The sequence below is a fragment of the Dysosmobacter sp. HCP28S3_G4 genome (assembly GCF_052065175.1).
Classification (GTDB): Bacteria; Bacillota; Clostridia; order Oscillospirales; family Oscillospiraceae; genus Oscillibacter.
Genome location: NZ_JBQHUP010000003.1, coordinates 38989 through 62285, shown reverse-complemented (window position 1 = coordinate 62285; position 23297 = coordinate 38989). Strand labels below are relative to the sequence as shown.

Annotated in this window: 24 protein-coding genes; 6 read left to right on the top strand and 18 right to left on the bottom strand. The window is 62.1% G+C overall.

The features are described from left to right. Positions 1-25 precede the first annotated feature (25 nt). The 6 genes from ACTNBU_RS01675 to ACTNBU_RS01650 form a co-directional block, all read right to left on the bottom strand. Positions 26-211 (bottom strand): hypothetical protein, encoded by a 186-nt coding sequence (locus tag ACTNBU_RS01675; protein WP_441030071.1) that lies wholly within the window; start codon positions 209-211, stop codon positions 26-28. Positions 212-415: 204 nt separating this feature from the next. Continuing rightward, a complete protein-coding gene (gene acrA, locus ACTNBU_RS01670) occupies positions 416-1552 on the bottom strand; it encodes an acryloyl-CoA reductase electron transfer subunit beta (RefSeq protein WP_441030069.1) in 1137 nt (378 codons plus the stop codon). Between the two features lie 22 nt (positions 1553-1574). Beyond that, positions 1575-2378 carry an acryloyl-CoA reductase electron transfer subunit gamma gene (acrB, locus tag ACTNBU_RS01665; protein WP_441030067.1) on the bottom strand — a complete coding sequence of 268 codons (804 nt, stop codon included), beginning with the start codon at positions 2376-2378 and terminating at the stop codon, positions 1575-1577. A gap of 22 nt (positions 2379-2400) precedes the next feature. Beyond that, positions 2401-3540, bottom strand: coding sequence for an acyl-CoA dehydrogenase (locus ACTNBU_RS01660; RefSeq protein WP_441030065.1), 1140 nt, complete (start codon positions 3538-3540; stop codon positions 2401-2403). A gap of 24 nt (positions 3541-3564) precedes the next feature. Continuing rightward, the gene (locus ACTNBU_RS01655) at positions 3565-4404 is read right to left on the bottom strand and encodes a 3-hydroxyacyl-CoA dehydrogenase family protein (protein WP_441030063.1); all 840 of its coding nucleotides are present in this window, start codon (positions 4402-4404) and stop codon (positions 3565-3567) included. Positions 4405-4461: 57 nt separating this feature from the next. After that, positions 4462-5238: an enoyl-CoA hydratase-related protein gene (locus tag ACTNBU_RS01650; protein WP_441030061.1), complete on the bottom strand. Its 777-nt coding sequence runs from the start codon at positions 5236-5238 to the stop codon at positions 4462-4464. A 379-nt stretch (positions 5239-5617) separates the two neighbouring features. Here ACTNBU_RS01650 and trmB point away from each other — a divergent pair, with 379 nt between their 5' ends. Beyond that, complete coding sequence (gene trmB, locus ACTNBU_RS01645) at positions 5618-6307, top strand: tRNA (guanosine(46)-N7)-methyltransferase TrmB (protein ID WP_441030059.1); 690 nt, start codon at positions 5618-5620, stop codon at positions 6305-6307. Between the two features lie 108 nt (positions 6308-6415). On the opposite strand, the gene ACTNBU_RS01640 is transcribed toward trmB, so the two are convergent. Both ACTNBU_RS01640 and serC read right to left on the bottom strand, forming a co-directional pair. Beyond that, positions 6416-7330 carry an NAD(P)-dependent oxidoreductase gene (locus tag ACTNBU_RS01640; RefSeq protein ID WP_441030057.1) on the bottom strand — a complete coding sequence of 305 codons (915 nt, stop codon included), beginning with the start codon at positions 7328-7330 and terminating at the stop codon, positions 6416-6418. Between the two features lie 378 nt (positions 7331-7708). After that, on the bottom strand, positions 7709-8797 hold the full coding sequence (gene serC, locus ACTNBU_RS01635; RefSeq protein ID WP_441030055.1) for a 3-phosphoserine/phosphohydroxythreonine transaminase: 1089 nt from the start codon (positions 8795-8797) through the stop codon (positions 7709-7711). 282 nt (positions 8798-9079) lie between these two features. Here serC and ACTNBU_RS01630 point away from each other — a divergent pair, with 282 nt between their 5' ends. Genes ACTNBU_RS01630 through ACTNBU_RS01620 form a run of 3 tightly spaced genes read left to right on the top strand, consistent with a single transcriptional unit; the run spans position 9080 to position 12274 of the window. Further along, positions 9080-10393 (top strand): chloride channel protein, encoded by a 1314-nt coding sequence (locus tag ACTNBU_RS01630; RefSeq protein WP_441030053.1) that lies wholly within the window; start codon positions 9080-9082, stop codon positions 10391-10393. 51 nt (positions 10394-10444) lie between these two features. Then, positions 10445-11509 carry an acyltransferase gene (locus ACTNBU_RS01625; RefSeq protein WP_441030051.1) on the top strand — a complete coding sequence of 355 codons (1065 nt, stop codon included), beginning with the start codon at positions 10445-10447 and terminating at the stop codon, positions 11507-11509. Positions 11510-11569: 60 nt separating this feature from the next. After that, the gene (locus ACTNBU_RS01620; RefSeq protein ID WP_441030049.1) at positions 11570-12274 is read left to right on the top strand and encodes a DUF421 domain-containing protein; all 705 of its coding nucleotides are present in this window, start codon (positions 11570-11572) and stop codon (positions 12272-12274) included. Between the two features lie 82 nt (positions 12275-12356). Here the strand turns inward: ACTNBU_RS01620 and ACTNBU_RS01615 are convergent, their stop codons facing one another. The 7 genes from ACTNBU_RS01615 to ACTNBU_RS01585 all read right to left on the bottom strand — a co-directional run bounded on the left by ACTNBU_RS01615 (position 12357) and on the right by ACTNBU_RS01585 (position 18040). Then, positions 12357-12569 (bottom strand): DUF6774 domain-containing protein, encoded by a 213-nt coding sequence (locus ACTNBU_RS01615; protein WP_441030047.1) that lies wholly within the window; start codon positions 12567-12569, stop codon positions 12357-12359. A 90-nt stretch (positions 12570-12659) separates the two neighbouring features. Then, positions 12660-13871 carry a 5-bromo-4-chloroindolyl phosphate hydrolysis family protein gene (locus ACTNBU_RS01610; RefSeq protein WP_441030045.1) on the bottom strand — a complete coding sequence of 404 codons (1212 nt, stop codon included), beginning with the start codon at positions 13869-13871 and terminating at the stop codon, positions 12660-12662. Then, positions 13868-14077 carry a DUF896 domain-containing protein gene (locus ACTNBU_RS01605; protein WP_441030043.1) on the bottom strand — a complete coding sequence of 70 codons (210 nt, stop codon included), beginning with the start codon at positions 14075-14077 and terminating at the stop codon, positions 13868-13870. The genes ACTNBU_RS01610 and ACTNBU_RS01605 overlap by 4 nt, the downstream gene beginning before the upstream one ends. Before the next feature lie 12 nt (positions 14078-14089). Beyond that, complete coding sequence (locus tag ACTNBU_RS01600; RefSeq protein WP_441030041.1) at positions 14090-14326, bottom strand: DUF4177 domain-containing protein; 237 nt, start codon at positions 14324-14326, stop codon at positions 14090-14092. After that, a complete protein-coding gene (locus ACTNBU_RS01595; protein ID WP_441030039.1) occupies positions 14323-15117 on the bottom strand; it encodes an RNA-binding protein in 795 nt (264 codons plus the stop codon). The genes ACTNBU_RS01600 and ACTNBU_RS01595 overlap by 4 nt, the downstream gene beginning before the upstream one ends. Before the next feature lie 29 nt (positions 15118-15146). Then, positions 15147-16895 carry an ABC transporter ATP-binding protein gene (locus tag ACTNBU_RS01590; RefSeq protein ID WP_441030037.1) on the bottom strand — a complete coding sequence of 583 codons (1749 nt, stop codon included), beginning with the start codon at positions 16893-16895 and terminating at the stop codon, positions 15147-15149. Between the two features lie 239 nt (positions 16896-17134). Further along, positions 17135-18040 (bottom strand): Ig-like domain-containing protein, encoded by a 906-nt coding sequence (locus ACTNBU_RS01585; protein WP_441030035.1) that lies wholly within the window; start codon positions 18038-18040, stop codon positions 17135-17137. 233 nt (positions 18041-18273) lie between these two features. Here ACTNBU_RS01585 and udk point away from each other — a divergent pair, with 233 nt between their 5' ends. Next, entirely contained in the window at positions 18274-18891 is a 618-nt protein-coding gene (udk, locus tag ACTNBU_RS01580) for a uridine kinase (protein ID WP_441030033.1), read from the top strand. A gap of 227 nt (positions 18892-19118) precedes the next feature. Beyond that, a complete protein-coding gene (locus ACTNBU_RS01575) occupies positions 19119-19676 on the top strand; it encodes a GNAT family N-acetyltransferase (protein WP_441030031.1) in 558 nt (185 codons plus the stop codon). A gap of 81 nt (positions 19677-19757) precedes the next feature. Here ACTNBU_RS01575 and ACTNBU_RS01570 read toward each other — a convergent pair whose 3' ends face one another. The 3 genes from ACTNBU_RS01570 to ACTNBU_RS01560 form a co-directional block, all read right to left on the bottom strand. Further along, a complete protein-coding gene (locus ACTNBU_RS01570) occupies positions 19758-20999 on the bottom strand; it encodes a threonine synthase (RefSeq protein ID WP_441030029.1) in 1242 nt (413 codons plus the stop codon). A gap of 71 nt (positions 21000-21070) precedes the next feature. Next, a complete protein-coding gene (locus tag ACTNBU_RS01565; protein ID WP_441030027.1) occupies positions 21071-22546 on the bottom strand; it encodes a pyridoxal-phosphate dependent enzyme in 1476 nt (491 codons plus the stop codon). Continuing rightward, positions 22543-23190 (bottom strand): helix-turn-helix transcriptional regulator, encoded by a 648-nt coding sequence (locus ACTNBU_RS01560; protein ID WP_441030130.1) that lies wholly within the window; start codon positions 23188-23190, stop codon positions 22543-22545. Before ACTNBU_RS01560 ends, ACTNBU_RS01565 begins: the two co-directional genes overlap by 4 nt. Positions 23191-23297: the final 107 nt, after the last annotated feature.

Sequence of the window (23297 nt, the reverse complement as noted above, 5' to 3'; positions counted from 1 at the left end):
GGGACGGCCCTTTTGTTATCCTGTTTTATTCGTACAGCTCCTCGTCGTCGTAGTCGTCATACTCAGAGCTGAACTTGCGGCTGAGGCTCTTCTTGATGCCGCTGCCCGCCACGGACAGATCATGCCAGCCGCCGATCAGCAGGCAGACAACCGCGGCGAACGCCAGGCTCGCGCCGATGATTTTCATCACCATACGTGCTGTTTTGCTCATGCTGCGGACCTCCTTGTTCCATATTCTCAATGTGCTGCCACTTCCGCGGACCGTTCGCGGTCCCGTGAGCTTTTGATTATGGAACCTATCATACACTGTTTTTTCCGATTTTACAACTGTTTCATGGGATTCTTTTTCTCCTTGGGCGGAAAAAGCAGAGGGCTGTCCTTTCGGACAGCCCTCTGAAGCACTCAGAGAATATGCTTACTTCGCAGCCTTGGCGGCGCGGATGGCCTCGGTCAGCAGCGGAGTCACCTTGAACAGGTCGCCCACGATGCCGTAATCGGCGATCTCGAAGATGGGAGCGGTCTCGTTCTTGTTGACAGCGATGATGCACTCGGAATCCTGCATGCCAGCCTTGTGCTGAATGGCGCCGGAGATGCCCAGAGCCACGTACACCTTGGGATGCACGGTCTTGCCGGTCTGGCCGACCTGATGGTCGGCGGTCATCCAGCCGGAGTCGATGACGGCACGGGAGCCGCCCACGACGCCGCCCAGCTCGGCAGCCAGTTCCTCAGCCAGCTGAATGCCGCGCTCGACATCCTTGCTGATGCCACGGCCGCAGGACACGATGAAGTCGGCGCCGATCAGGTCGACCAGCTTCTTGGCGGCCTTGACGGTCTCAACGACCTCGGTCTGGATGTCGTCCTCGGTCAAGGTGAAAGCGGGTTTCTCAATGACGCAGGCGTCAGCCTTGGCCTGATCGAAGGGAGCCTTCTTCATAACGCCGGGACGGACGGTAGCCATGGTGGGACGGAAACGGGGGCAGATGATGGTGGCCATCAGGTGACCGCCGAAAGCGGGACGGGTCATCTTCAGGTCACGGGAAACATCGTGCTTCTCGCCCAGAACCATGGCGGAGTTCAGGCCGTCGATCTTGGCCTCGGGCAGAGTGGAAGCCTCCTTCAGGAAGCCCTTGTAGATGCCCATGTCCACGTCCAGATGGGTGCAGTCAGCGCACAGGCCGGTGTGCAGACGGGCAGCGCAGCGGGGGCCCAGGTCACGGCCGATGTTGGTGGCGCCGATCAGGAAGGCCTCGGGCTTCAGCTCCTCGATGACCTGGCAGATGACGTGGGCATAAGCGTCGGTGGTGTAGTCCTTCAGCAGGGGATGCTCGCAGACATAGACCTTGTCGGCGCCATAGCCGCCCAGCTCCTTGGCCAGACCCTCAACGTTGTCGCCCAGCAGCAGGCCGCACAGGTTGACGCCCAGCTCGTTGGCCAGACGACGGCCCTCGGAGATCAGCTCAAAGTCGGTGGGCATCAGCTTGCCCTGACGCTGCTCGCAGAAGACCCACACATCCTTGAAAGCAGCAAGATCAGTGTTATTAAAAGTAGCCATAGTCTTATCTTTCTCCTTTCGATCAGATGATGTGCTTCTTAGCCAGCAGGCTGGCCAGCTTATCGCAGTTCGCCTTGTCGTCGCCCTCGTCCAGCATCATGCCGGCACCCTTCTGGGGAGGAGTAAAGGAGGTCAGGATGTTGGTGGGAGAGCCCTTCAGACCGATGGTGGTGGGATCGATCAGGGGATCGTCCTTCAGAGCGTTGTAGTCGAACACTTCCATGGGCTTGCTGTAAGCCTCGAAGACGCCGCCGACGCTCATGTAACGGGGCTCGTTCAGCTCCTTGATGCAGGTCAGCAGGCAGGGAGTCTGGACCTTGATGGTCATGTAGCCGTCTTCCAGCATACGCTTGACGGTGATGGTGTCGCCTTCCTTATGGATGTCGGCGGCATAGGTCACCTGGGGCAGGTGCAGCTTCTCAGCGATCTGGGGACCGACCTGGGCGGTATCGCCGTCGATGGCCTGACGGCCGCACATGACGATGTCGTCCTGCTCCACGCCGATGCGGTTGATGGCAGCGGCCAGGATCTGAGAGGTAGCGTAAGTATCGGAACCGCCGAACTCACGGCCGGAGACCAGAACGGCCTCGTCAGCGCCGCGGGCCAGGATCTCACGCAGCATGCCCTCCGCGGGAGGAGGACCCATGGTGACAACGATGACCTTGCAACCGGTCTCGTCCTTCAGCTTCAGAGCGGCCTCGACGGCGTTCAGGTCGTCGGGGTTGGTGATGGTCTGCATGGAAGCGCGGTCCAGCGTACCATCGGGGTTCACGGCCACCTTACCGGAGGTATCGGGAACCTGCTTGACACAAACGATAATTTTCATTTCGACCTAAACCTCCTCTTAATTACAGACCCAGGTGCTTGGCGATGACCATGCGCTGGACCTCAGAAGTACCTTCGTAGATCTCGGTGATCTTGGCGTCGCGCATCATGCGCTCCACGGGATACTCACGGGTGTAGCCATAGCCGCCGAACAGCTGAACGGCGCGGCGGGTGACGTCAGAAGCGGTCTCAGCAGCGAACAGCTTGGCCATGGCGGCGGCGTCGCTGTAAGGCTCGTGGTTCTGCTTCTTCATAGCCGCAGCGTACACAACGTACTGGGCAGCCTGAGCGCGGCAGGCCATGTCGGCCAGCTGGAACTGGGTGTTCTGGAACTTGCTCAGGGGACGGCCGAACTGGACACGCTCCTTGGTGTACTTGACAGCCTCGTCAATGGCGCCCTCAGCCAGACCCAGAGCCTGGGAGGCGATGCCGATACGGCCGCCGTCCAGGGTCTGCATGGCGATCTTGAAGCCCTTGCCTTCCTTGCCCAGCAGGTTCTCCTTGGGAACGATGCAGTCCTCAAAGATCAGGTCGCAGGTGGAGGAGCCGCGGATACCCATCTTCTTCTCATGCTTGCCCTGAGAGAAGCCGGGGAAGTCCTTCTCCACGATGAAGGCGGAGATGCCGTGGTTGCCGGCCTTCTTGTCGGTCATAGCGAAGACCACGAAGGTGTCGGCCACGTTGCCGTTGGTGATGAAGCACTTGGAGCCGTTCAGCACATAGTGGTCACCCTCCAGGACGGCGGTGGTCTGCTGGCCGGAGGCGTCGGTACCGGCGCCGGGCTCGGTCAGACCGAAGGCGCCGATCTTACGACCGGAGCACAGATCGGGCAGATACTTCTTCTTCTGCTCCTCGGTGCCGTGCTCAAAGATGGGGGCGCAGCACAGGGAAGTGTGAGCGGAGACGATGACGGCGGTGGTGCCGCAGACCTTGGCCAGTTCCTCCACGCACATGGCATAGGAGAGGACGTCGCCGCCGGCGCCGCCGTACTCCTTGGGGAAGTAAATGCCCATCATCCCCAGCTTGGCCATCTTCTCGACGGTCTCCATGGGGAACCGCTCTTCTTCGTCGATTTCCTGGGCCAGGGGCTTGACTTCATTCTCGGCGAACTCGCGGTACATCTTACGGAGCATCTGCTGCTCTCTAGTCAGATGAAAATCCATACCTTTTACTCCTTCACTATAAAATTACTTCTTGGAATAATCATAGAAGCCCTTGCCGCTCTTTTTGCCCAGGAGGCCGCCGCGGACCATCTTGCGCAGGAGCAGGGCGGGACGGTACTTGGGATCGCCCGTCTCGCTGTACAGGGTCTCCATGATGGCCAGGCACACGTCCAGGCCGATGAAATCACCCAGGGCAAGGGGGCCCATGGGGTGATTAGCACCCAACATCATTGCCTTGTCGATGTCCTCGACAGAGGCGACACCCGTCTCCACCAGGCCGATGGCCTCGTTGATCATGGGGATCAGGATCTTGTTGACCACAAAGCCGGGAGCCTCGGCCACTTCCACGGGATCCTTGCCGATCTCCTTGGACAGGTTGTAGACGAAGTCGAAGGTCTCCTGGGTGGTGTTGGCGCCGCGGATGACCTCCACCAGCTTCATGCTGGGAACGGGGTTGAAGAAGTGCATGCCGATGACAGGATGCTTCAGGCCATTGCCCATCTCCGTCACGGACAGAGAAGATGTATTGGAGGCAAACACGGTCTCCGGCTTGCAGATGGCATCCAGCTCACCCAAAAGCTCCTTCTTCGTGGCCATGTCCTCCTTGACGCACTCGATGACCAGATCGGCATCGGCGGCGGCGGACTTCTCCTCCACCAGGATGTTGTTCAGGATGGCCTGCTTGGCCTCCTCGGTCATCTTGCCCTTCTGAACGCGCTTGTCCAGAGAGGCGGCCAGCTTATCCTTGTGCCGCTGGGCGGACGCGGGGCTGCTGGCATACATGAGGGCGGTGTGGCCCTTCGCTGCGAAGACCTGAGCGATGCCGGAACCCATCGTTCCCGCACCAAAGACTGCTACCTTCATTGCGATTCCTCCTGTGATTAGAATTTAAGGGATGTTTATTTTATAAATGCCGAGAATTCAGCAATTTACAAACGGGTCGTGCTTCCGCTTCTCCACGAAAGCGGTCATGGCATTGCGCTGGTCCTGAGTCTCGAAGCAGGAGCCGAACAGCCCCTCCTCCATGGCGATGCCCTCGTCGATGTCCACCTGGAGGCCGTCGTTGATGGCCTGCTTGCAGGCGCGGACGGCGATGGGGGCGTTGCCGGCGATGCGCAGGGCCATCTTCTCCGCCTGGGCCATCAGCTCCTCGGCGGGATACACAGCCTGGACCAGGCCGCAGGCCAGCGCCTCAGGCGCCTTGATGTTCCGGGCGGTATAGATCAGTTCCTTGGCCTTGCCCATGCCGACCAGGCGGGCCATCCGCTGGGTGCCGCCGAAGCCCGGGGTGATACCCAGGCCCACTTCCGGCTGGCCGAAGACGGCGTTCTCAGAGGCAAGACGGATATCGCAACTCATGGCCAGCTCACAGCCGCCGCCCAGCGCAAAGCCGTTCACCGCGGCGATAGTGGGGATGGGCAGCGTCTCCAGCTTGCGGAACACGTCGTTGCCCAGCTTGCCGAAGGCCTGACCGGCCATCTTGTCCAGATCCTTCATCTGCGCGATGTCCGCGCCGGCCACGAAGGCCTTCTGTCCCGCGCCGGTGACGATGACGCAGCGCACCTCGTTGAGGTCGATGCCGTCCAGCACCTTGTCCAGTTGGGAGATCACCTGGTCGTTCAGCGCGTTCAGCGCCTCCGGACGGTTGATGGTCAGCAGGCCGATCTGGCCCTTGACTTCGAATTCCACAAACGCCATGGGAAGTTCCTCCTCATCGGAAAGATTCACAGAGATCCGGCGCCCGCTTCAGGCTCCGGAGCCATCCCTCCCGCGCCGGTCCCGGCGCGTTTCCCTTATGCCAAAACGGCATGGAATGGCCCTATATACTCACAGAGTTATTATAGTTTTTCGACGCCCAATTATCAAGTCCCATTTCTCTCCCTTTTCGAGGATTTTCTGTTTTTTTACACTTCATACAAAATATCGTTAAAATTTTTGCTATTATGTTAAGGGCTTAACATTCTGTGCTCTCCCGGCATCCGACGGCCCTCCGGAAAAAATCGGCATTTACACGATTCCGAAGCTATGATAAAATAGAGCAGTCGTGAATTTTCAGCAATTATGGGAGGATATCCGAATGCGAATGCGGAAAAAGAAAAATCTGGTGCCCCGGATGGAGCGCTGCGCGGCCTGTCTCATCCAGGAACCCTATGAGATGCCGGGCAAATGGCGGGAGCTGATGCCGGAGGCCCGGGAGCTGCGGGTGGAGCTGGGCTGCGGCAAGGGCCGGTTCACCGCCGGCACCGCCCAGGCGGAGCCGGACGTGCTGTTCATCGCCGTAGAGATGATCCCCGACGCCATGGTGGTGGCCATGGAGCGCTGCACAGCGGCGGAGCTGCACAATGTCTTCTTCGTCAGCGCCAACGCCGATCAGCTGCCCCTGTTCTTCCGGCCCGGTGAGGTGGACCGCATCTATATCAACTTCTGCGATCCCTGGCCCACCAAGCGCCACGCCAAGCGCCGCCTGACCCACGGCAACTTCCTGAAGCTCTACCGGAAGGTGCTGCAGCCCGGCGGAGAGATCCACTTCAAGACGGACAACATGGGGTTGTTCGATTTCTCCCTGGAGGAGTTCCCCCAGTTCGGCTTCACCCTGTCCGAGGTCACCCGGAACCTCCACGAGAACGGTCCCGTGGGCGTGATGACGGACTATGAGGCCAAGTTCCATGAGCTTGGCCAGCCCATCTATCGTCTGGTGGCCACCATGACGGATTGGGAGGAGCCTGCGCAGCCGGCGCCGGAGGAGGCCGGTCCGGAGGAGGCCTGATCCGCTCCCCGGTCCGGAAAATACCACATCATTTATTATAAGGTATAAAGCCCCCGGCGCGGTCCTCCTTTGGACCGTGCCGGGGGCTTCTCTGTTGTATCAGATGTATCAGAAACTGAAATGCTCCACGATGTCCACCAGCTCCGCGCCGATACGCTTCTGGGCCTCTTTGGTGCCCGCGCCGATGTGGGGCGTGCAGCTCACCGCCGGATGGGAGGCCAGTGCCCAGTTGGGATGCTTCTCGTCCATCCAGACGTCCAGACCGGCGGCCCGGAGCTTTCCGCTCTCCAGAGCCTCCAGCAGGGCGGCCTCGTCCACATTGGAGCCCCGGGACACGTTGATGACCACCGCGCCGTCCTTCATTTTGGTGATGGCGTTCTGGTCGATGATGGGCTTTTCGCCGCTGGGAGCGCAGAGGATCACCACATCGGATTGGGAGAGCAGTTCCTCCATGGAAACGAAGTGCATGGTCTCGCACTCACATCCCTCCGGCTTGTTCCGGTGGACGGTGGACAGGACGTTCATCCCCAGGGCCTGGCACTTCTCCCCGGTAAGACGGCCGATGCGGCCGTAGCCGATGATGCCGGCGGTGCTGCCCCGCAGCTCGAACCCCTTGGAATAGGCTTTCTTCTCCCACTTCTCCTGCCGCATGGTGTGTCCGGCGATAGAGATGTTCCGGGCGCAGGAGAACAGCAGCGCCAACGCCAGCTCCGACACGGCGTTGGAGGACGCTCTGGGCGTGTTGCGGCAGGTGATCCCGGCGGCCTCGGCATAGGGAATGTCAATGTTGTCCATGCCCACGCCCGCCCGGATGATGAGCTTCAGCCGTCCGCCCCGGGCGGCGTCGATCTGGGGCGCCTTGATCTTGGTGGCGCTGCGGATGATGACGGCGTCAAACTCCCGGAGGGCTTCGCCCAGCGTGTCGGGCTCGTAGAACTGCTCCACCACCTCATATCCATCGAGCCGGAGCTGTTCCATGGCGGCAGCGTCGCAGCCGTCGGTGACCAGAATGCGGATTGCCATATTCAGTTACCCCTTTCCAAATTTCCCGGCACACCCCAGGGGTGCCAATTGTCGGAAAACGCGGCGTCCGTTGGGGGACAGACGCTTCGCCGCCCTGTGCAGGACGGCGGGGACGGCGGGGCATGCGCCCCGCCCTGCCGTGGATAAATGCCGGCCTCCGTCAGGGCCGGCGGGCCGCAGCCAGGGCCGACGGGCGGATGATATCCACCCCCGCGACCCATTACGGCCCCACGGGCCGTAATTTGCCGGAATCATTTTTCCGGCGACATGCGCGGCGGAAAAATACTTTGACTCAGCCGCCGTGGGCGGCGTCACCAGTGACCGATGTCACTGGTGGTGGGGGATTCTCAAGGGGGAGCCTGCTCCCCCTTGAAGCCGTCAGGCGTGCTCCTCCTCGTACTTCTTCAAAAACTCCACCAGCGCCTCCACGCCCTCCTTGGGCATGGCGTTGTAGATGGAAGCCCGCAGGCCGCCCACGCTCTTGTGGCCCTTCAGGTTGTCGAAGCCCGCGGCCTTGCTGGCAGCCACCACGTCGGCGTCCTGCTCCTTGCTGGGCGTCACGAAGGGCACGTTCATCAGGGACCGGTCCTCTTTGCGGACGGCGGCGGTAAAGAACTTGCTCTGGTCCAGGAAGTCATACAGGATGGCGGCCTTCTCCCGGTTCCGCTGATCCATAGCCTCCAGGCCGCCGTTCTTCAGCAGATACTTGAACACCTTGCCGCAGCAGTAGATAGCCCAGCAGTTGGGAGTGTTGTACAGGGAGTCGGCGTCGGCGTGGGTCTTGTAGTTCAGATAGGTGGGGACGGAGGCGGGCAGATCGTCCCGGATCAGGTCCTCCCGGATGATGACGATGGCCATGCCGGCGGGGCCTACGTTCTTCTGGACGCCGCCCCAGATGACGCCGTACTTGCTGACGTCGCAGGGACGGGACAGGAACATGGAGGACTGGTCGCTGACCAGGATCTTCCCCTTGGTATTGGGCAGGTTGTAATAGGTGGTGCCGTTGATGGTCTCGTTCTCGCAGATGTAGACGTAATCCGCGTTGTCGGGGATGTCCAGATCGGAGCAGTCGGGGATGTAGGAGTAATTCTTGTCCCCAGAGGACGCCACTACCTTGACCTCGCCGAACTTCTGGGCCTCCTTCAGGGCCTTCTTGGACCAGCTGCCGGTGTCGATGTAGCAGGCAACGCCGTTCTTCATCAGGTTCATGGGCACCATGGCGAACTGGACCGTGCCGCCGCCCTGGATGAACAGCACCTTGTAGTTGTCGGGAATGCCCATCAGCTTCCGGAGATCCGCCTCAGCCTCGTCCCGGATCTGCTGGAACACCTTGGACCGGTGGCTCATCTCCATGACGCACATGCCGCTGCCCTGATAGTTCATCATCTCGGCGGCGATCTCCTCCAGGACCTCCTCGGGCATCATGGCGGGGCCGGCGGAGAAGTTATAAGTACGACCGTATTTCATTTCCAATTCCTCCTGTACGTGCAGAATTTTGGTCCGATCAGTTTTCTTCTTCGTTTAGTATACGCCATTGCGCTGTCAGAATCAACCTGGATTTAAAAAATCATTGAGACGAACTAAAAATTTGTCAGGACTTTGTGCAATTCAGCTATAAAATTTCCAAATCCTAGAGAAATCTTGTGCGATATGTGCTTTTCTCCTTAAAAAAGGTGTCAGACTGGCCGTTGCATTTTCTGTCGAATATTCGTATAATCAGAGAAAACGCGGTCACTGGGAGGAACTGGTATGGAATCGGTGCGGAAATTCTTTCACAAGATCTGGCTGTACACGGCGGCCCTGGGCAAATGGCTGATCCTGGCGGCCATCACCGGTGAGATCTGCGGCTTTATCGGCTCGGCGTTCCACATCGGCGTGGGCTATGCTACGGAGCTGCGGGAAGCCCATCCCTGGCTGCTGTACTGCCTGCCGCTGGCGGGTCTGGCGGTGACGGCTGTCTACAAGCTCCTTCGGACGGAGGGGCAGGGCACCAACGACATCATCGACGCGGTGCATCTGGGCAAACCCCTGTCCATTCTGCTGCTGCCCTCCATCTTCATCGGGACGGTACTGACTCACCTGTGCGGCGGCTCCGCCGGACGAGAGGGCGCCGCCCTCCAGATGGGCGGAACCATCGGCTACTGGTCCAGCAAGCTGTTCCATCTGGACGACCGGGACACCCGGACCGCCACCCTCTGCGGCATGGCCGCCTTCTTCTCCGCCCTGTTCGGCACGCCGCTGGCTGCCACCATGTTCGCCATCATGGTCATCAGCGTGGGCAGCTTCTACCACTCCGCCTTCATTCCCTGCTTCGCCGCCTCCCTGGTGGCCTACGGCATATCCCTGTGGATGGGCGTCACCCCCACCCGGTTCACTGTTGCCGTACCGGAAGTGGTGGTGCCGGTGATGCTGAAGGTGGCAGTGCTGGCGGCTCTGTGCGCCTGGGTGTCCGTCCTGTTCTGCAATGTCCTCCACTTCACGGAGCATCAGATGGCGAAGCGCATCCCCAACCCCTGGGTCCGGGCCGTCACCGGCGGCTGCGCCGTCATCGTTCTGACGCTGCTGTGCGGCACCACGGACTACAACGGCGCGGGCATGAGCGTCATCACCGCCGCCGTGGAACAGGGAACGGCCCGGCCCGAGGCGTTTCTGCTGAAGATCCTGTTCACCGCTGTCACCCTTGCCGCCGGATTCAAGGGCGGCGAGGTGGTGCCCTCCTTCTTCATCGGCGCCACCTTCGGCTGCGCCGCCGCTCCCCTGCTGGGACTGCCCGCCGGATTCGGCGCGGCGCTGGGACTGGTCAGCGTGTTCTGCGGCGCCACCAACTGCCCCGTGGCCTCCATCTTTCTGGCCATCGAGCTGTTCGGCGGGGACGGCGTGCTGTACTTCGCCCTGGCCTGCGGCGTCAGCTACATGCTCTCCGGCTACAACGGCCTGTACTCCAGCCAGACCATCCTGTACTCCAAGCTGAAGGCCCAGTACATCAACGTCCACACCAACGCCCACCACGCCGGAGAGAACGGCGAGGACCGTCCCCGGGTCATGGGCAGTCTGAAGAACTGACGGCCCCCCGTTCGGCAGCACGGCCGGGCACCTCTGTGAAAGGAAGCACTCATGGGAAAAGAACCTCTGTCCTCTCGCGGGTCCGGGCGGAACCGGGCCGTGGATCTGGTCAAAACCATCGCCATCTGCGACGTCGTCGTCAGCCACGTGGATGTCCCCGCCTTTTCCGCCGGCACCGTAGGCTCCCCGGCGTGGCTGTGCGCCCTGTTCTGGGCCAGCATCTCCCATGTCAGCGTCTCTCTGTTCCTGATGGCCAGCGGCACCCTTCTGCTGGACCCCGGACGGCCCATGACGCTGAAAAAGCTGTACACGAAAAACTTCCCCCGTCTGCTGGCGGCCCTGCTGTTCTGGGCCTTTTGCTATCATCTGGCGGGCCTGCTGGCCGCCGGACAGCTGTCCGCCGCCAGACTGGCCCAAGCGGTGCGGGATACCCTGCTGTTCCGCCATGAGGAGCATCTGTACTACCTCCACATCATGCTGCTGGTGTACGCCTTCCTGCCGGTCACCCGCCTCATCGCGCAGCACACGGACAGGCGGCAGCTCCGGTACCTGCTGGGGCTGTGGTTCCTGCTGGGCATCGTCTATCCCACGGTGAGGCCCTTCCCGCCCTTCACAGAACTGGCGGGCATCCCCACCCAATGGCTGATGAACATGACCTACGCCTCCATCGGCTACACGCTGCTGGGGTATGACCTGTCCGCCTACGGAAAGACCGTCCGGCGATGGGTCTGGGCGGCAATGATGGCGGCGGGCTTCCTGCTGGCCTTCGGCGGCAGCTGGGCCATGTCCGCCGCGGAGGGCACCCTGAACACCCACTTCCTGGAGGGCATGAGCGTGGGCATCTGCCTTGCCGCCGCGGGCATTTACGGGCTGTGTCTCTCCGCTCCCGTCCCGGAGCGGGCGGGCCGGGGCGCGGCGCTGGTCTCCAGAGCCTCCTTCTGCGTGTTTCTGGTCCACATCTTCTTCCTGAAGTTCTTTGCCCGTTTGGGTCTGACGGCGCTGGCGGGACCCGCCATCGTCTCCGTGCCTCTGGTGTCCCTGCTGCTCCTGCTGTGCGGCGTCGGGACGTGGTGCGTCCTCTCCCGGATCCCCGTCGTAAAAAACTGGCTGGTCTGAAATAAAACGGCGTCTCCCGCGGCATACTGATGGGCAGTATACTGCGGGAGGCTTTTCGTCATGATGAAAACTCTGTCCGAGGCGGGTCTGGTCTGCCTCACTACCCTGCTGAGCATCGCCGCGCTGTTCCTGCTGACCAAGCTCATGGGCGCCAAGCAGGTGTCCCAGATGACCATGTTCGACTACGTGGTGGGCATCACCATCGGCTCCGTGGCGGCGGAGCTGGCCACGGAGCTGGAGAGCCCCGTCCAGCCCCTGACCGCCCTGATCCTCTATGGCGTCGTCGCGTGGCTCATCTCCCTGCTGACCAGCAAATCCGTCAGGGCCCGGGGAATGATCACCGGTAAGCCCCTGGTGCTGCTGGACAACGGCGTCATCTCCAAAAAGAATCTGAAAAAGGCACGGCTGGATCTCAGCGAGTTTCTGACCTACTGCCGCATGAGCGGCTGGTTCGATCTCAGCCAGATCCAGACGGCAGTACTGGAACACAACGGCGTGGTCAGCTTCCTGCCCAGGGAGAAGGACCGCCCCGCCACGCCGTCGGACCTGGATCTGAAGCCCCAACAGTCCCAGGTGCAGGTGCCGTTCATCATGGACGGCAAGCTGCTGACGGACAACATCCGGCAGGCCGGAAAGGAGGACACCTGGGTCCGCCGCGCCCTGCTCCGTCAGGGCTACCGGGACGAGGGCGATGTCTTCCTGGCCCTGTGGGACGGCGGCGAGAAGCTGACGGTGTTTCCCATGGAGCCGCTGCCCAAGAGCTGAGGCGCATCCTCTTTGAAGCCGTCAGGGCCCGGTCCTCCCAAAAGAGGGACCGGGCCCTGACGCCGTTCTGCCGGAACGGTCCTCATCTGATTCGCTCCGTTGATTCCGCCTTCCCGGGAAGGCACTCCCGCCCGCACAGCTGGCGCTGGGCGGCGATGGTGGCCAGGGTATCCCCCAGCTGGGTCAGTGCCGCCGCGGCCAGGTTCAGATCGTCGTCATTCAGCTGGGCGGCGATGGCCGCCGCCAGCGTGTTCAGAGCCGTGGTGAAGGCCAGCGGATCACATCGGCAGTCCATGGCATCCCCTCCCTGCCATTCTATGCGGCGGGGTTCGGTGCGGAACGGAGAGGAAACGTCCCCGGAGCATACGCTCCGGGGACTGCTGCGTCATTCCTCTCTCTGGGCCGCCATGCCGCCCAGATCCACGTCCTGCGCACCGGCGGAGGACGTCTTTTTCTGCTTCCTCAGGCCGAAGTCCTGCTCCACAGTGGCGGTATCCCGGTGGAGCATGGACTCCATCACCCGGATATCGCTGTCCACGTCCATGGCGTCGGCCTTGTACAGCTCGTCCAGCTGATGCTCGAAGCCCGCCACGATGGAGTCCATGGTCCGCTCAATGCGGGCCTTGGCCTGTCTGAGATTCTCCCCCTCCACGCCGGCGGCTTCAAACTGGGCGTAGGAGTCCAGCAGCTTCTGTGTGGTGGGCAGATAGTAGTTCAGGAAGGTGCCGATCTTGTCCCGCTTCTTCGGGTCCTCTCGCACGGCCTTGAAGATCCGGGCGGTGATGTCCTCCAGCCGGTCGATCTTCGCCGACAGCAACGGGTCCGCGATGGCATCGTTGGCCCGGCGGATGTTCCGCAGGATGACGGTGTACTCGTCCGCCGTGTCCTGGGCCGCGGCCTGCTGGGCGGTCTGTTGGGCCTTCCGCTCCCGCTCCGCACGGGCACGCTGGAAGTCCGCGTCCGCCTGGCCGCTGCGGAACAGATACCCCAGCTCCACGTTGAGATAGGCCTTTCCGCCGAAGTAGCCCTTGTCCACCATCTTCTGCAGGTCCTTCTCCACCCGGTTCTCCGGATAGCCCAGGGTCCGGGCCAGCTCCGCGATGGAGACGGCTTCCCGGTCCCCCATGACAGACAGATACTTCCCGTAGCGCTTCACCGCTTTGTCCATGGAGACCCCGGCGCAGAGCATCCCGCCGCCCGCCGCGGCGATGGACAGTGCCTGGAGGAAGTCCAGCAGCCACAGTCCCAGCCAGTCCGAGGACCAGAACAGCGCGTCCAGAGGATCGCCCAGCATCATCAGGCCCAGCACCGCCAGGATGACGCCGATAATCTTCAGCTTCCGGGCGTTGGACTTTTTCACAGTGGGAGACTGGACCACTTTCCGTGCCGCGGCTTTGGCCCTGCTGTCCTCCGTCGGAGCGGTCCGCTGGTTCTCCGTCCGGAGGGGCGGCGCCTGCTCCGTCTGCTTCTTGTCTCTGCCGAACAACTTGAAAAACAGTAAAATCAGGCCGATGGGCCACAGGTCAATGAGAAACAGGAATACGATCAGCGCCCAGGAGCCCCAGTCGCTGTCCTTCTTCTTTCCGGCCACGCTCATTCCCCTTTCGGCTTCAGTTTCCGCTTGTTGCCCTTCTCGTCCATAATATAGGTGTTGTCCAGCTGGCCCCGGAGGCTCCCCAGCACGGAGTCGATATACTCCCGGCGGAGGGCCGCCCGTTCCTCCTCCTCCCACTGAGTCAGTCCCTCGGGGGATTTGGCCTTCCGGGCCAGCTCATTGATGCGGTCGATCTGCTTCTGATCCATATGCTCCTCCTGTCAGGTGCCGGGCGTCTCCCGCTCAAACACCAGGTCTATTGTCTCAATAAATCCGCCGGCCCGCTGTGTCCTGGGGATCCAGCCCACGTACCGCCAGCCCTCCACCGCCCGGCGGAGAATGGTCTCCCGATGCGCGCCGGTCTCCAGTCCCACGCCGCCGAACAAACGGTATCCGGAGGCGTTGTCACAGTCTACCGTCTCAAACTCGTATTCCAGCACGGCGCTTCTCCTCTTCACACGTACCGCTCCACCACAATGGGGATACGGCCCTTCTTCGTGGGAGCACCCACCTCTTTCAGGCGGAACTTGCCCAGTCCCCGGGCGGTGACGGTGTCCCCGGCGGACAGGGGCTTGTCTGGCTTCACGCACTCCCGCCAGTTCACCTGTACCTTTCCGCTCTCAATGAGGGCGGCGGCCTTTCCCCGGGACAGCCGGAAGCCCGTGGACGCCACGGCGTCCAGCCGCACGGTGGCCACGGTGTCCCGGATCTCCTGCACTTGCAGCTTCGGGATGTGCAGCACCTCCGGCCCGATCTCCGTCACGGTGAGCCGGGCCCGTCCGGCGGTGTCCCAGCTCTGCATCAGGAACTCCGCCACGCTGTCCAGCACCACCAGGTCCGCGCTGTCCGGCGTCACCAGAATGTCCCCCACCTTCTCCCGGACGATGCCCAGGCCCATCAGGCTCCCCAGCAGGTCCCGGTGGGTCAGGCTGTACTCCGGCCGGTAGGACGCCCGGAGATACCGCAGGGGCAGCTGGTCCCCGGCGTCCTCCGGTTCCAGCCAGTCCGGCAGGAACAGCAATATCTGCCGCTCCGCGCCGTCGTAGCCACCGAAGGCCAGATAGTCCGCCGGTGACGCTCCGGCCTGACGCAGGATGTCCTCCGCCGCCGTCCGCTGGACGGGAGTCAGAAAATCCGTGGCCGCCGGGATGTTCCGGCTCCGGGCCTGCTCCCACTTGTCCAGCACATGGGCCAGCGTCAGCCGGTCCTCCGGCGAGGCGGCCTTATCCAACAGTTTGCTCTTATCCATACTCCTCCATGCCGCACCGCGGCATTTTCTCAGCTTTTCAGCTCCTGGGTCCGCACCAGGGCCGCGTATTCGCCGTTCTTCTCCATCAGCTCCGTGTGGGTGCCGATCTCCGTGATGCGGCCGTTCTGAATGACGGCGATACGGTCGGCGTTCCGCACGGTGGACAGCCGGTGGGCGATGATGATGGTGGTCCGGCCCTGGGACAGCTTTTCAAAGGTCTCCTGGAGCTTGGCCTCCGTGACGCTGTCCAGGGCGGAGGTGGCCTCGTCCAGGATCAGCACCGGCGGGTTTTTCAGGAAGATGCGGGCAATGGAGATGCGCTGCTTCTGTCCGCCGGACAGAAGGGTGCCCCGCTCTCCCACGTTGGTCCGGAAGCCGTCTGGCATGGCCACGATGTCGTCGTAGATCTCTGCCAGCTTTGCCGCCCGGGCCACCTCCTCGTCAGAGGCGCCGGGCCTGCCGTAGCGGATGTTCTCCAGCACGCTGTCCGCGAACAGGAACACCTCCTGCTGCACCACGCCCACGTTCTGACGCAGGGACTCCTGGGTCACCTCCCGGACGTCCTGCCCGTCGATGCGGACCGCGCCGGAGGTAACGTCGTAGAATCGGGGGATCAGTTGACATAATGTGGACTTTCCGCCGCCGGAGGGGCCTACCAGGGCCACCGTCTCGCCGGGGCGGATGTGGAGGTCGATGTCCCGCAGCACCGCCAGATCCTGCTGATAGGCAAAGCTGACGCTGTCCACATCGATGCGGCCCTGCACATGGGACAGCTCTCTGGCGTCCGGGGCGTCCTGCAGGGACGGCTCCGTCCGCATCATCTCAATGAACCGCTGGAGGCCGGCGGTGCCGTTGGCGAACAGCTCCGCGAAGTTGGACAGCTTCCGCACCGGGTTCACGAAGGCGGTGATATACAGGCTGAAGGTGATGAGGTCGATGGTGTTCAGCTCCCCCTCCATGATGAGCCAGCCGCCCACGGCGATGACCGCGGCGGACAGGGAACACAGGAAGAACTCCATGGAGGCGTTGAACCGGCCCATGGCCCGGTGGAACGCCCGCTTGGAGGTCTTGAAGCTGTCGTTGGAGGAGTCGAATTTCTCAATTTCCGCCCGCTCGTTGGCGAAGGCCTTGGCGGTGCGGATGCCGGACAGGCCGGACTCGATGTCCGCGTTGATGACGGCGGTCTTCTGCTTCACCTGGGCGGAGGCCTGGCTCATGGACCGGCGGCACTTCCAAACAACCAGAACGAACACCGGCAGAATCAGGGTGATGACCAGGGCCAGCCGCCACTGGATGGAGTACATGACCCCCAGCGAGCCGATGATGGTGACGCAGGAGATGAAGATGTCCTCCGGGCCGTGGTGAGCCAGCTCCGTGATGTCGAACAGGTCTGCCGTCAGGCGGCTCATCAGCTGGCCGGTGCGGTTGTGGTCGAAGTAGTTGAAGCTCAGCTCCTGCATGTGGCGGAACAGGTCCCGGCGGATGTCCGCCTCCACCAGGATGCCGAAGGTGTGGCCGTAGTAGCAGATGACATACGTCAGCGCCGCCCGGAAGGCGAAGGCGGCGAACACCACCGCCATGACGGCAAAAAACGTCCGGTAGGCGCTTTCCGGCAGCAGCTCGTACATGCACCATCGGGACACGGCGGGAAATGCCAGGTCGATGAGGGAAATGAGCAGTGCGCAGGTCAGATCCAGAAAGAACAGCTTCCGGTGGGGTCTGAAGTAGGACAGAAAGATCTGGAGAGACGACTTCTCCTGGAATTCCCGTGTGGTCATGGCAGCCTCCATGCGCCCTTTGGCGCGAAATAGATTCAGGGCCTCCTTGGGGAGGGCCGCAGCGGCCGGAGACGGCGCTGACGCCAGACACGCGCGGGATCACTTCAGCGGATCTTGCTCCCAGTGGGCAAGGGTATCATAGCACAAGTTTTTCCGTCCCGCAACACCGCGCGGCAGCTTTTTGCCGGAAACAAACACCGCGCCCCATGGCTTCCCATGGGGCGCGGCAGGACCGGTATTTATCCGGGAACACGGACGATGCAGGTGAGGGACTGGCCGTTGAAGGTGGCGGTGATGGTGGCGTTGCCGGCGCCCACCGCCCGGACGACGCCATCGGCGTCCACCGTTGCCACGCTGGTGTTGGAGCTGGACCATGTGACGCCGCTGGAAACACCCGATACCTTCAGCTGGAAGGGAGGATCGCTCTTGGGCAGGGTAAAGTCCTCCCGGTTCAGGGTGTGGGTGCCGGAGCCGCTGGCGGAGGCCACAGAGCTGCCGGTGTTGGGTACGCCGGTGCCGGCCTTCACGCGGACGACGCACTCGCCCTTACCGTTGCCGTCGGTGACGGTGATGGTGGCGGTGCCCGCCGAGATGGCCACCACCTTACCGGTGTCATCCACGGAGGCGATGCCCTCGTCGCTGCTGGTCCAGGTATACTGTCCGGAGCCGCCGGAGACGGTGAGCTTCACCGGGGGATCGCCCACGGGAATGGTGAAGTCCGTCTTGCTCACGGTCAGGGTATTGGGCAGGCTGGACACGTCCGCAGGCGCCGTGGTCTGGCCGCCGGAGGACGGTGCGGCGGAAGATGCCCCCGCCGGAGAAGACGTGCTGCCGGAGCCAGATACAGTGGGCTTCTCGGCACTGACGCTGCTCTGCTGGGAGGACGCCGACGCGCTTCCGTCGGGCTGCTTGCTCCCGCCGATGGCGTCGCCGAACAGCAGCCACAGCAGGAGTCCCGCCAGGGCGATGATGACCACGATCAGAATGGGGCTCAGCATGCTGGGGCTTTTCTGGGAGCTTCTGTAGCCGCCCCTCTGGCGGCGGCTGGGCGTGTCCCGCAGGGCCGCCTCCTCCTCGCAGAAGGGACAGCGTTTGTATGTATCGGAATATTTCTCCCCGCAGACGGGGCAGCGCTTCATTGCCATGATGTTCCTCCTTGTCCGGAGACCAGTTCAAGTTTATACATTGACATAATACCGGTTTTCCACGCCGCCGTCAATACCGGAACCGTGGATTTTCATGAATTTTCGACACCGCCGCCTTGCTTTTCCGGAAGGTCCCTCCTATAATAGTGATATCCGCTGAATAAACCGCAAAGCGGTTATTTCCGCGGCGGCAGCCGCGCTATTCCACAAAAACAGGTTGGGGAGGTCTCCCAATGAATACGCTTTTCATCGGCATCGCCGGCGGCACCGGCAGCGGCAAGACCACGCTGACACAGCATCTCAAGGACCACTTCGGCGGCGCGGTCACCGTCATCAGCCACGACAGCTACTACAAGCACTACGCGGATATGCCCTTTGAAGAGCGGGTCAAACAGAATTACGACCACCCCAGTGCTTTCGACACGGACCTGCTCATCCGGCATCTCAACGCACTGAAAAACGGCGAGAGCATCCAGCGGCCCGTCTATTCCTTTTCCGACTACAACCGCACCGGCGAGACCGTGACGGTGGAGCCCTCCAGCGTCATCATCGTGGAAGGCGTGCTGATCTTCCAGAATCCCGCCCTGCGGAGCATGTTCGACATCAAGATCTTCGTGGAGGCCGACGCCGACGTCCGCATCCTCCGCCGCTGCCTCCGGGACGTGGAGGAGCGGGGCCGGACCCTCCAGTCCGTGGTGGACCAGTATCTCACCACCGTGAAGCCCATGCATGAGCAGTTCGTGGAGCCCTCCCGGAAGTACGCGGACATCGTGGTCTTGCAGGGCGGGCAGAATCTGGTGGCCCTGGACATGATCATGCAGCGCATCCAGAGCCACATCGACGGAAAGTGAGGGCATATCCCTTACCCAGCGCCGCAGCGCCGTCTCCGCGTCCGAACGCAGAGACGGCGCTTTTGATCTGTTCCCGTTTTTCTTTTCCCGCAGATACTGAAAAGTTTTTCTCCTTGACAGTTTCTCCTTCCTGTGCTATGCTGTATCCATAATTTCATATAAAAGAACCGTCGATGCGGAAAAACGCATAGAAGGGCTTTTAAATATCATTACTGTGAGGTAAGCGTATGGACAAAGCCGCTTCTATTTTTTTACGCGCCGATATCCATCCCGATGATCTCCGCGCCATGGCACACTGGCTCCGTAGCCGCCGCGTCACCCGTTATCTGAATGAAGATGTCTCCGCGCCGGAACAGCTGGAGCAGCTCCTGTTCTCCACCCCCGCTCCCCTTCTGACCTGCCGGATGAATCAGCACGGCCGGTTTTTCCTGGTCTGCCGGGACTGGGACGTCCCCATCGGTTTCGTCAAGCTGACGGAGCAGGGCGCGGGCGTCCATGAGATCGTATTCGCCATCGGCGACGAATCCCTCTGGGGACTGGGATATGGTTCCCGCGCCGTCCGGGCCGCGCTGGATACGGCTTTTCTCTCCCTGCGGGCAAGGAAGCTGGTGGCGCGCATCTACCACGGCAACCAACGCTCCGTCAACACCGTGCTGGGCTGCGGCTTTTCCCTGGAAAAGCGGGGCCGTGGTCTGGACGCCTACAGCATCTCCATGGCGGACTATCTGGAGATGATGAGCGCACCGGAGCAGAACGTCAGGAAACCCTCCGGCTCTCTGGCCTGATCCCGGGCCGGCCAACGAAAACACAGGACCTCCGGCTGAAAGCCGGAGGTCCTGTTCGTTTTTTCGCCGGAAAGCGGCGCTTTACTCCACCGTGATGCCCCGCTCATCGAAGGCCTTCAGCAGCAGGTCCATGCTGCCGGGAATGGAGATCGGCTCGCCGCAGGCTTTAATGGCGTTGGCCACGTCCTTCAGGCCGTTGCCCGTCACCACACTGACTACGGTATCATCCTTTCCGATGATTCCCTGTTCGCACAGCTTCTTCACGCCCGCCGTGCCGGTGACGCCCGCGGGCTCGCCGAACACGCCGCAGGTCTGTCCCAGCAGCTTCTGGGCCGCCATGATCTCCTCGTCGGAGACGTTCACCACCAAGCCGTTGGACTCCCGGATGGCCATCAACGCCTTGTCCGCGTTCCGGGGCACACCCACGGCGATGGAGTCCGCCAGGGTGTTCTCGTCCATGGGATGCCAGGGCTTGTTCTCCGCGATGGCCCGGTTCAGGGGGCAGCAGCCCTCCGCCTGGGCGGAGATCAGCCGGGGCAGACGGTCGATGAAGCCGATGGCGTACAGGTCCTTCAGGCCCTTCCACAGGCCCGCGATGGTACAGCCGTCGCCCACGCTGATGGCGATGTAGTCCGGCACCTGCCAGTCCAGCTGCTCCATGATCTCCAATGCCACGGTCTTCTTGCCCTCGGACAGATAGGGATTGATGGCCGCGTTGCGGTTGTACCAGCCCCACTTGTCGATGGCCGCCTTGCTCAGTTCGAAGGTGTCCTCATAGCTGCCCTGGACGGAGATGACGGTGGCGCCGAAGGTCATCAGCTGGGCCACCTTTCCCTTGGGTGCCCGGGAGGGCACGAAGATGTAGGTCTTCAGCCCCGCCGCAGCAGCGTTGCCCGCCAGGGACGACGCGGCGTTGCCGGTGGAGGAGCAGGCGATGACCTTTGCCCCCGCCTCCCGGGCCTTGGCAACAGCCATGGCGCTGGCCCGGTCCTTCAGGGACGCGGTGGGATTCTGGCCGTCGTCCTTTACCCAGAGCCGCTTCAATCCCAGCTGTGCCGCCAGACGGGGCTCCTCGTACAGCGGGGACCAGCCCACCCGCAGAGGCGTGGGCTCCGTGGCGTCCTCGATGGGCAGCAGTTCCCGGTAGCGCCACATGGTGCGCTCCCCCCGGGCTGCCAGCTTCTCCTTGGTCAGTTGAGATTTGATGTAGTCGTAGTCATAAGTGATATCCAGAATGCCGCCGCACTCGCAGGTGGTCAGGTCCGGCGTGGCCTCGTAAGTCCTGCCGCATTTGACGCACTTGCCGTATAAGACGTGTTTCATTTGGCTCCCTCCCAAGCGGAACAGGGGGCGGGCGAACCGCCCGCCCCCTGTGGATCGTGATGTATTGGATATTACAGTGCTTTCAGTACGCCGGACTCCTCGTTGAACTGGTCGATCAGCGCATCCAAGTCCTTCGCCTGGGCATGGACCGCGTCCCAGGTGCCCTCGGTGTCGTACCACAGGGCGTTCAGCTCCTCGCTGGTCTTGCCCTGCTGCTCCACCCAGGTGTAGTACTTCAGGTTGTGGACCCGCTTGCGGTCCTGATAGGTCAGCTCCAGCATACTGTCGGTCTTCAGGCCCAGCATGTGCAGGTTGTGGTCCAACTCCGCGGCCTGGACGCTGTAGGCGCCGTACATCTCGTTCAGCTCGGCGATGCGGCTGCCGTACATGACGGCGGAGTCCGTCAGGACGGTGCCCACCACGTCGCGGTCCGTGAACTCATAATACTTGGCCATCTTGATGCAGCACAGCAGATTGGCGATGCCGCTGATGCCCAGCCAGGTCAGCTTCTCAATGAGGGCGTCATCCAGATGCAGTTCTTCCTTCAGATACTTCTGTCCCTCGGAGGTGTTGAACAGCCGCAGCAGGCGCTGGGAGTCCTCGTCGTCGATGGCGATGGCCATGTCGGTGTTCTTCACGTTGTGGATCCAGGGGATGTGCTTGTCGCCGATGCCCTCGATGCGGTGACCGCCAAAGCCGTTGTTCAGGATGGTGGGGCACTGGAGCGCCTCGCCCACGCCCAGCTTCAGCCGGGGATACAGCTCCTTCAGACGGTCGCCGGTGGACATGGTGCCGGCGGAGCCGGAGGTGAAGCAGGCGCCGGCAAACCGGTCGCCGGGGCGCTTCACGGCCTCGAACACATCCGCCAGGGCGTTGCCGGTGACGTTATAGTGCCACAGGGGGTTGCCCATCTCCTCAAACTGGTTGAAGATCATGTACTGGGGGTCCTGCTTCAGCTCATTGGTCTTGTCGAAGATCTCCTTCACGTTGGACTCGCAGCCGGGGGTGGCGATGACCTCCGCGCCGATCTCATGGAGCCAGTCGAACCGCTCGCGGCTCATCTCGGCGGGCAGAATGGCCACGCCCTGGGCGCCCAGCAGACGGGAGTTGAAAGCGCCGCCCCGGCAGTAGTTGCCGGTGGAGGGCCACACTGCCTTGTGGACGTCCACGTCGAACTGGCCCGTCACCAGACGGGGGGCCAGGCAGCCGAAGGAGGCGCCGACTTTATGGCAGCCGGTGGGGAACCACTTGCCCACCATGGCCACGATGCGGCAGGGCACGCCGGTGAGTTCGGAGGGGAACTCGATGTAATTGGGCACCGTCTGGAACAATCCGCCGCTCTCCTTGGCCTCGTTCTTCCAGGTGATGCGGAACAGGTTCAGAGGATTCACGTCCCACAGGCCCACGGCCTTCAGCCGCTCCTGGATCTTCTCCGGGATCGTCTCCGGATGCTGCATCTGGGCGATGGTGGGGATGACGATTTTGTTCTCGCGGGCTTTCTGGATATTATGGGCCAGGCCAGTTTTGTTGATAGTCAGATCGATCATGTTGACTGCTTACCCTCCTGTTGTTTATTGTCCTGTTTCGTGTCGATGTACGAATACAGCGTATACTTGGAGATGCCGAAGTATTTGGCGACCTTGTCGCCGGATTTCGTCACCAGAAACGCGCCGTTCTGGTTCAGGAACCGGATGGCCCGCACCTTGTCCTCCTTGTTCATCATGGCCACCGGCTTTCCCACCAGGGCCACCGACTGCTGGATCAGATCCTCCAGCATGTCGCTGATGTTGATGATCTTCTCCGGCTCCGCCGTCTGGGGGTCCTCCGTGGCCACCAGCTCCCGGACCGCCCCCTCCACCATCAGCAGCTTGGAGATGTCATAATTGATGGACAGGATGGCGCTGACCTTCCCCCGGGAGTTGCGGACGTAGATGCTGGAGGATTTCAGGATCTTGCCGTCCGGCGTCTTCGTCAGATAGCGCAGGTGGTCCGAGGGCTGCTGGTCCTGGTGCTCCATCTGCTCCAGGACCACCCGGGACGCGCCGTCCCCCACCTTCCGTCCGGTGACGTGTCCGTTCTCGATGGCCACGATGCACCGGTCGGGGTGCCGGCTCAGGTCGTGGACCACCACTTCACAGTCGCTTCCGAACTGCGCGGCGATGCCCGCCGCGATCTGCTTGAGCAGCTCCAGTTTTCCGGCTTCCGTGTGGTATCCCTCCTCCCGGAGATCTTCCGCGCAGACAGCCGCTCTCCTGGCGTTGTCTGGGAAAATCACCTGAATTTACGTCTCTATCATAC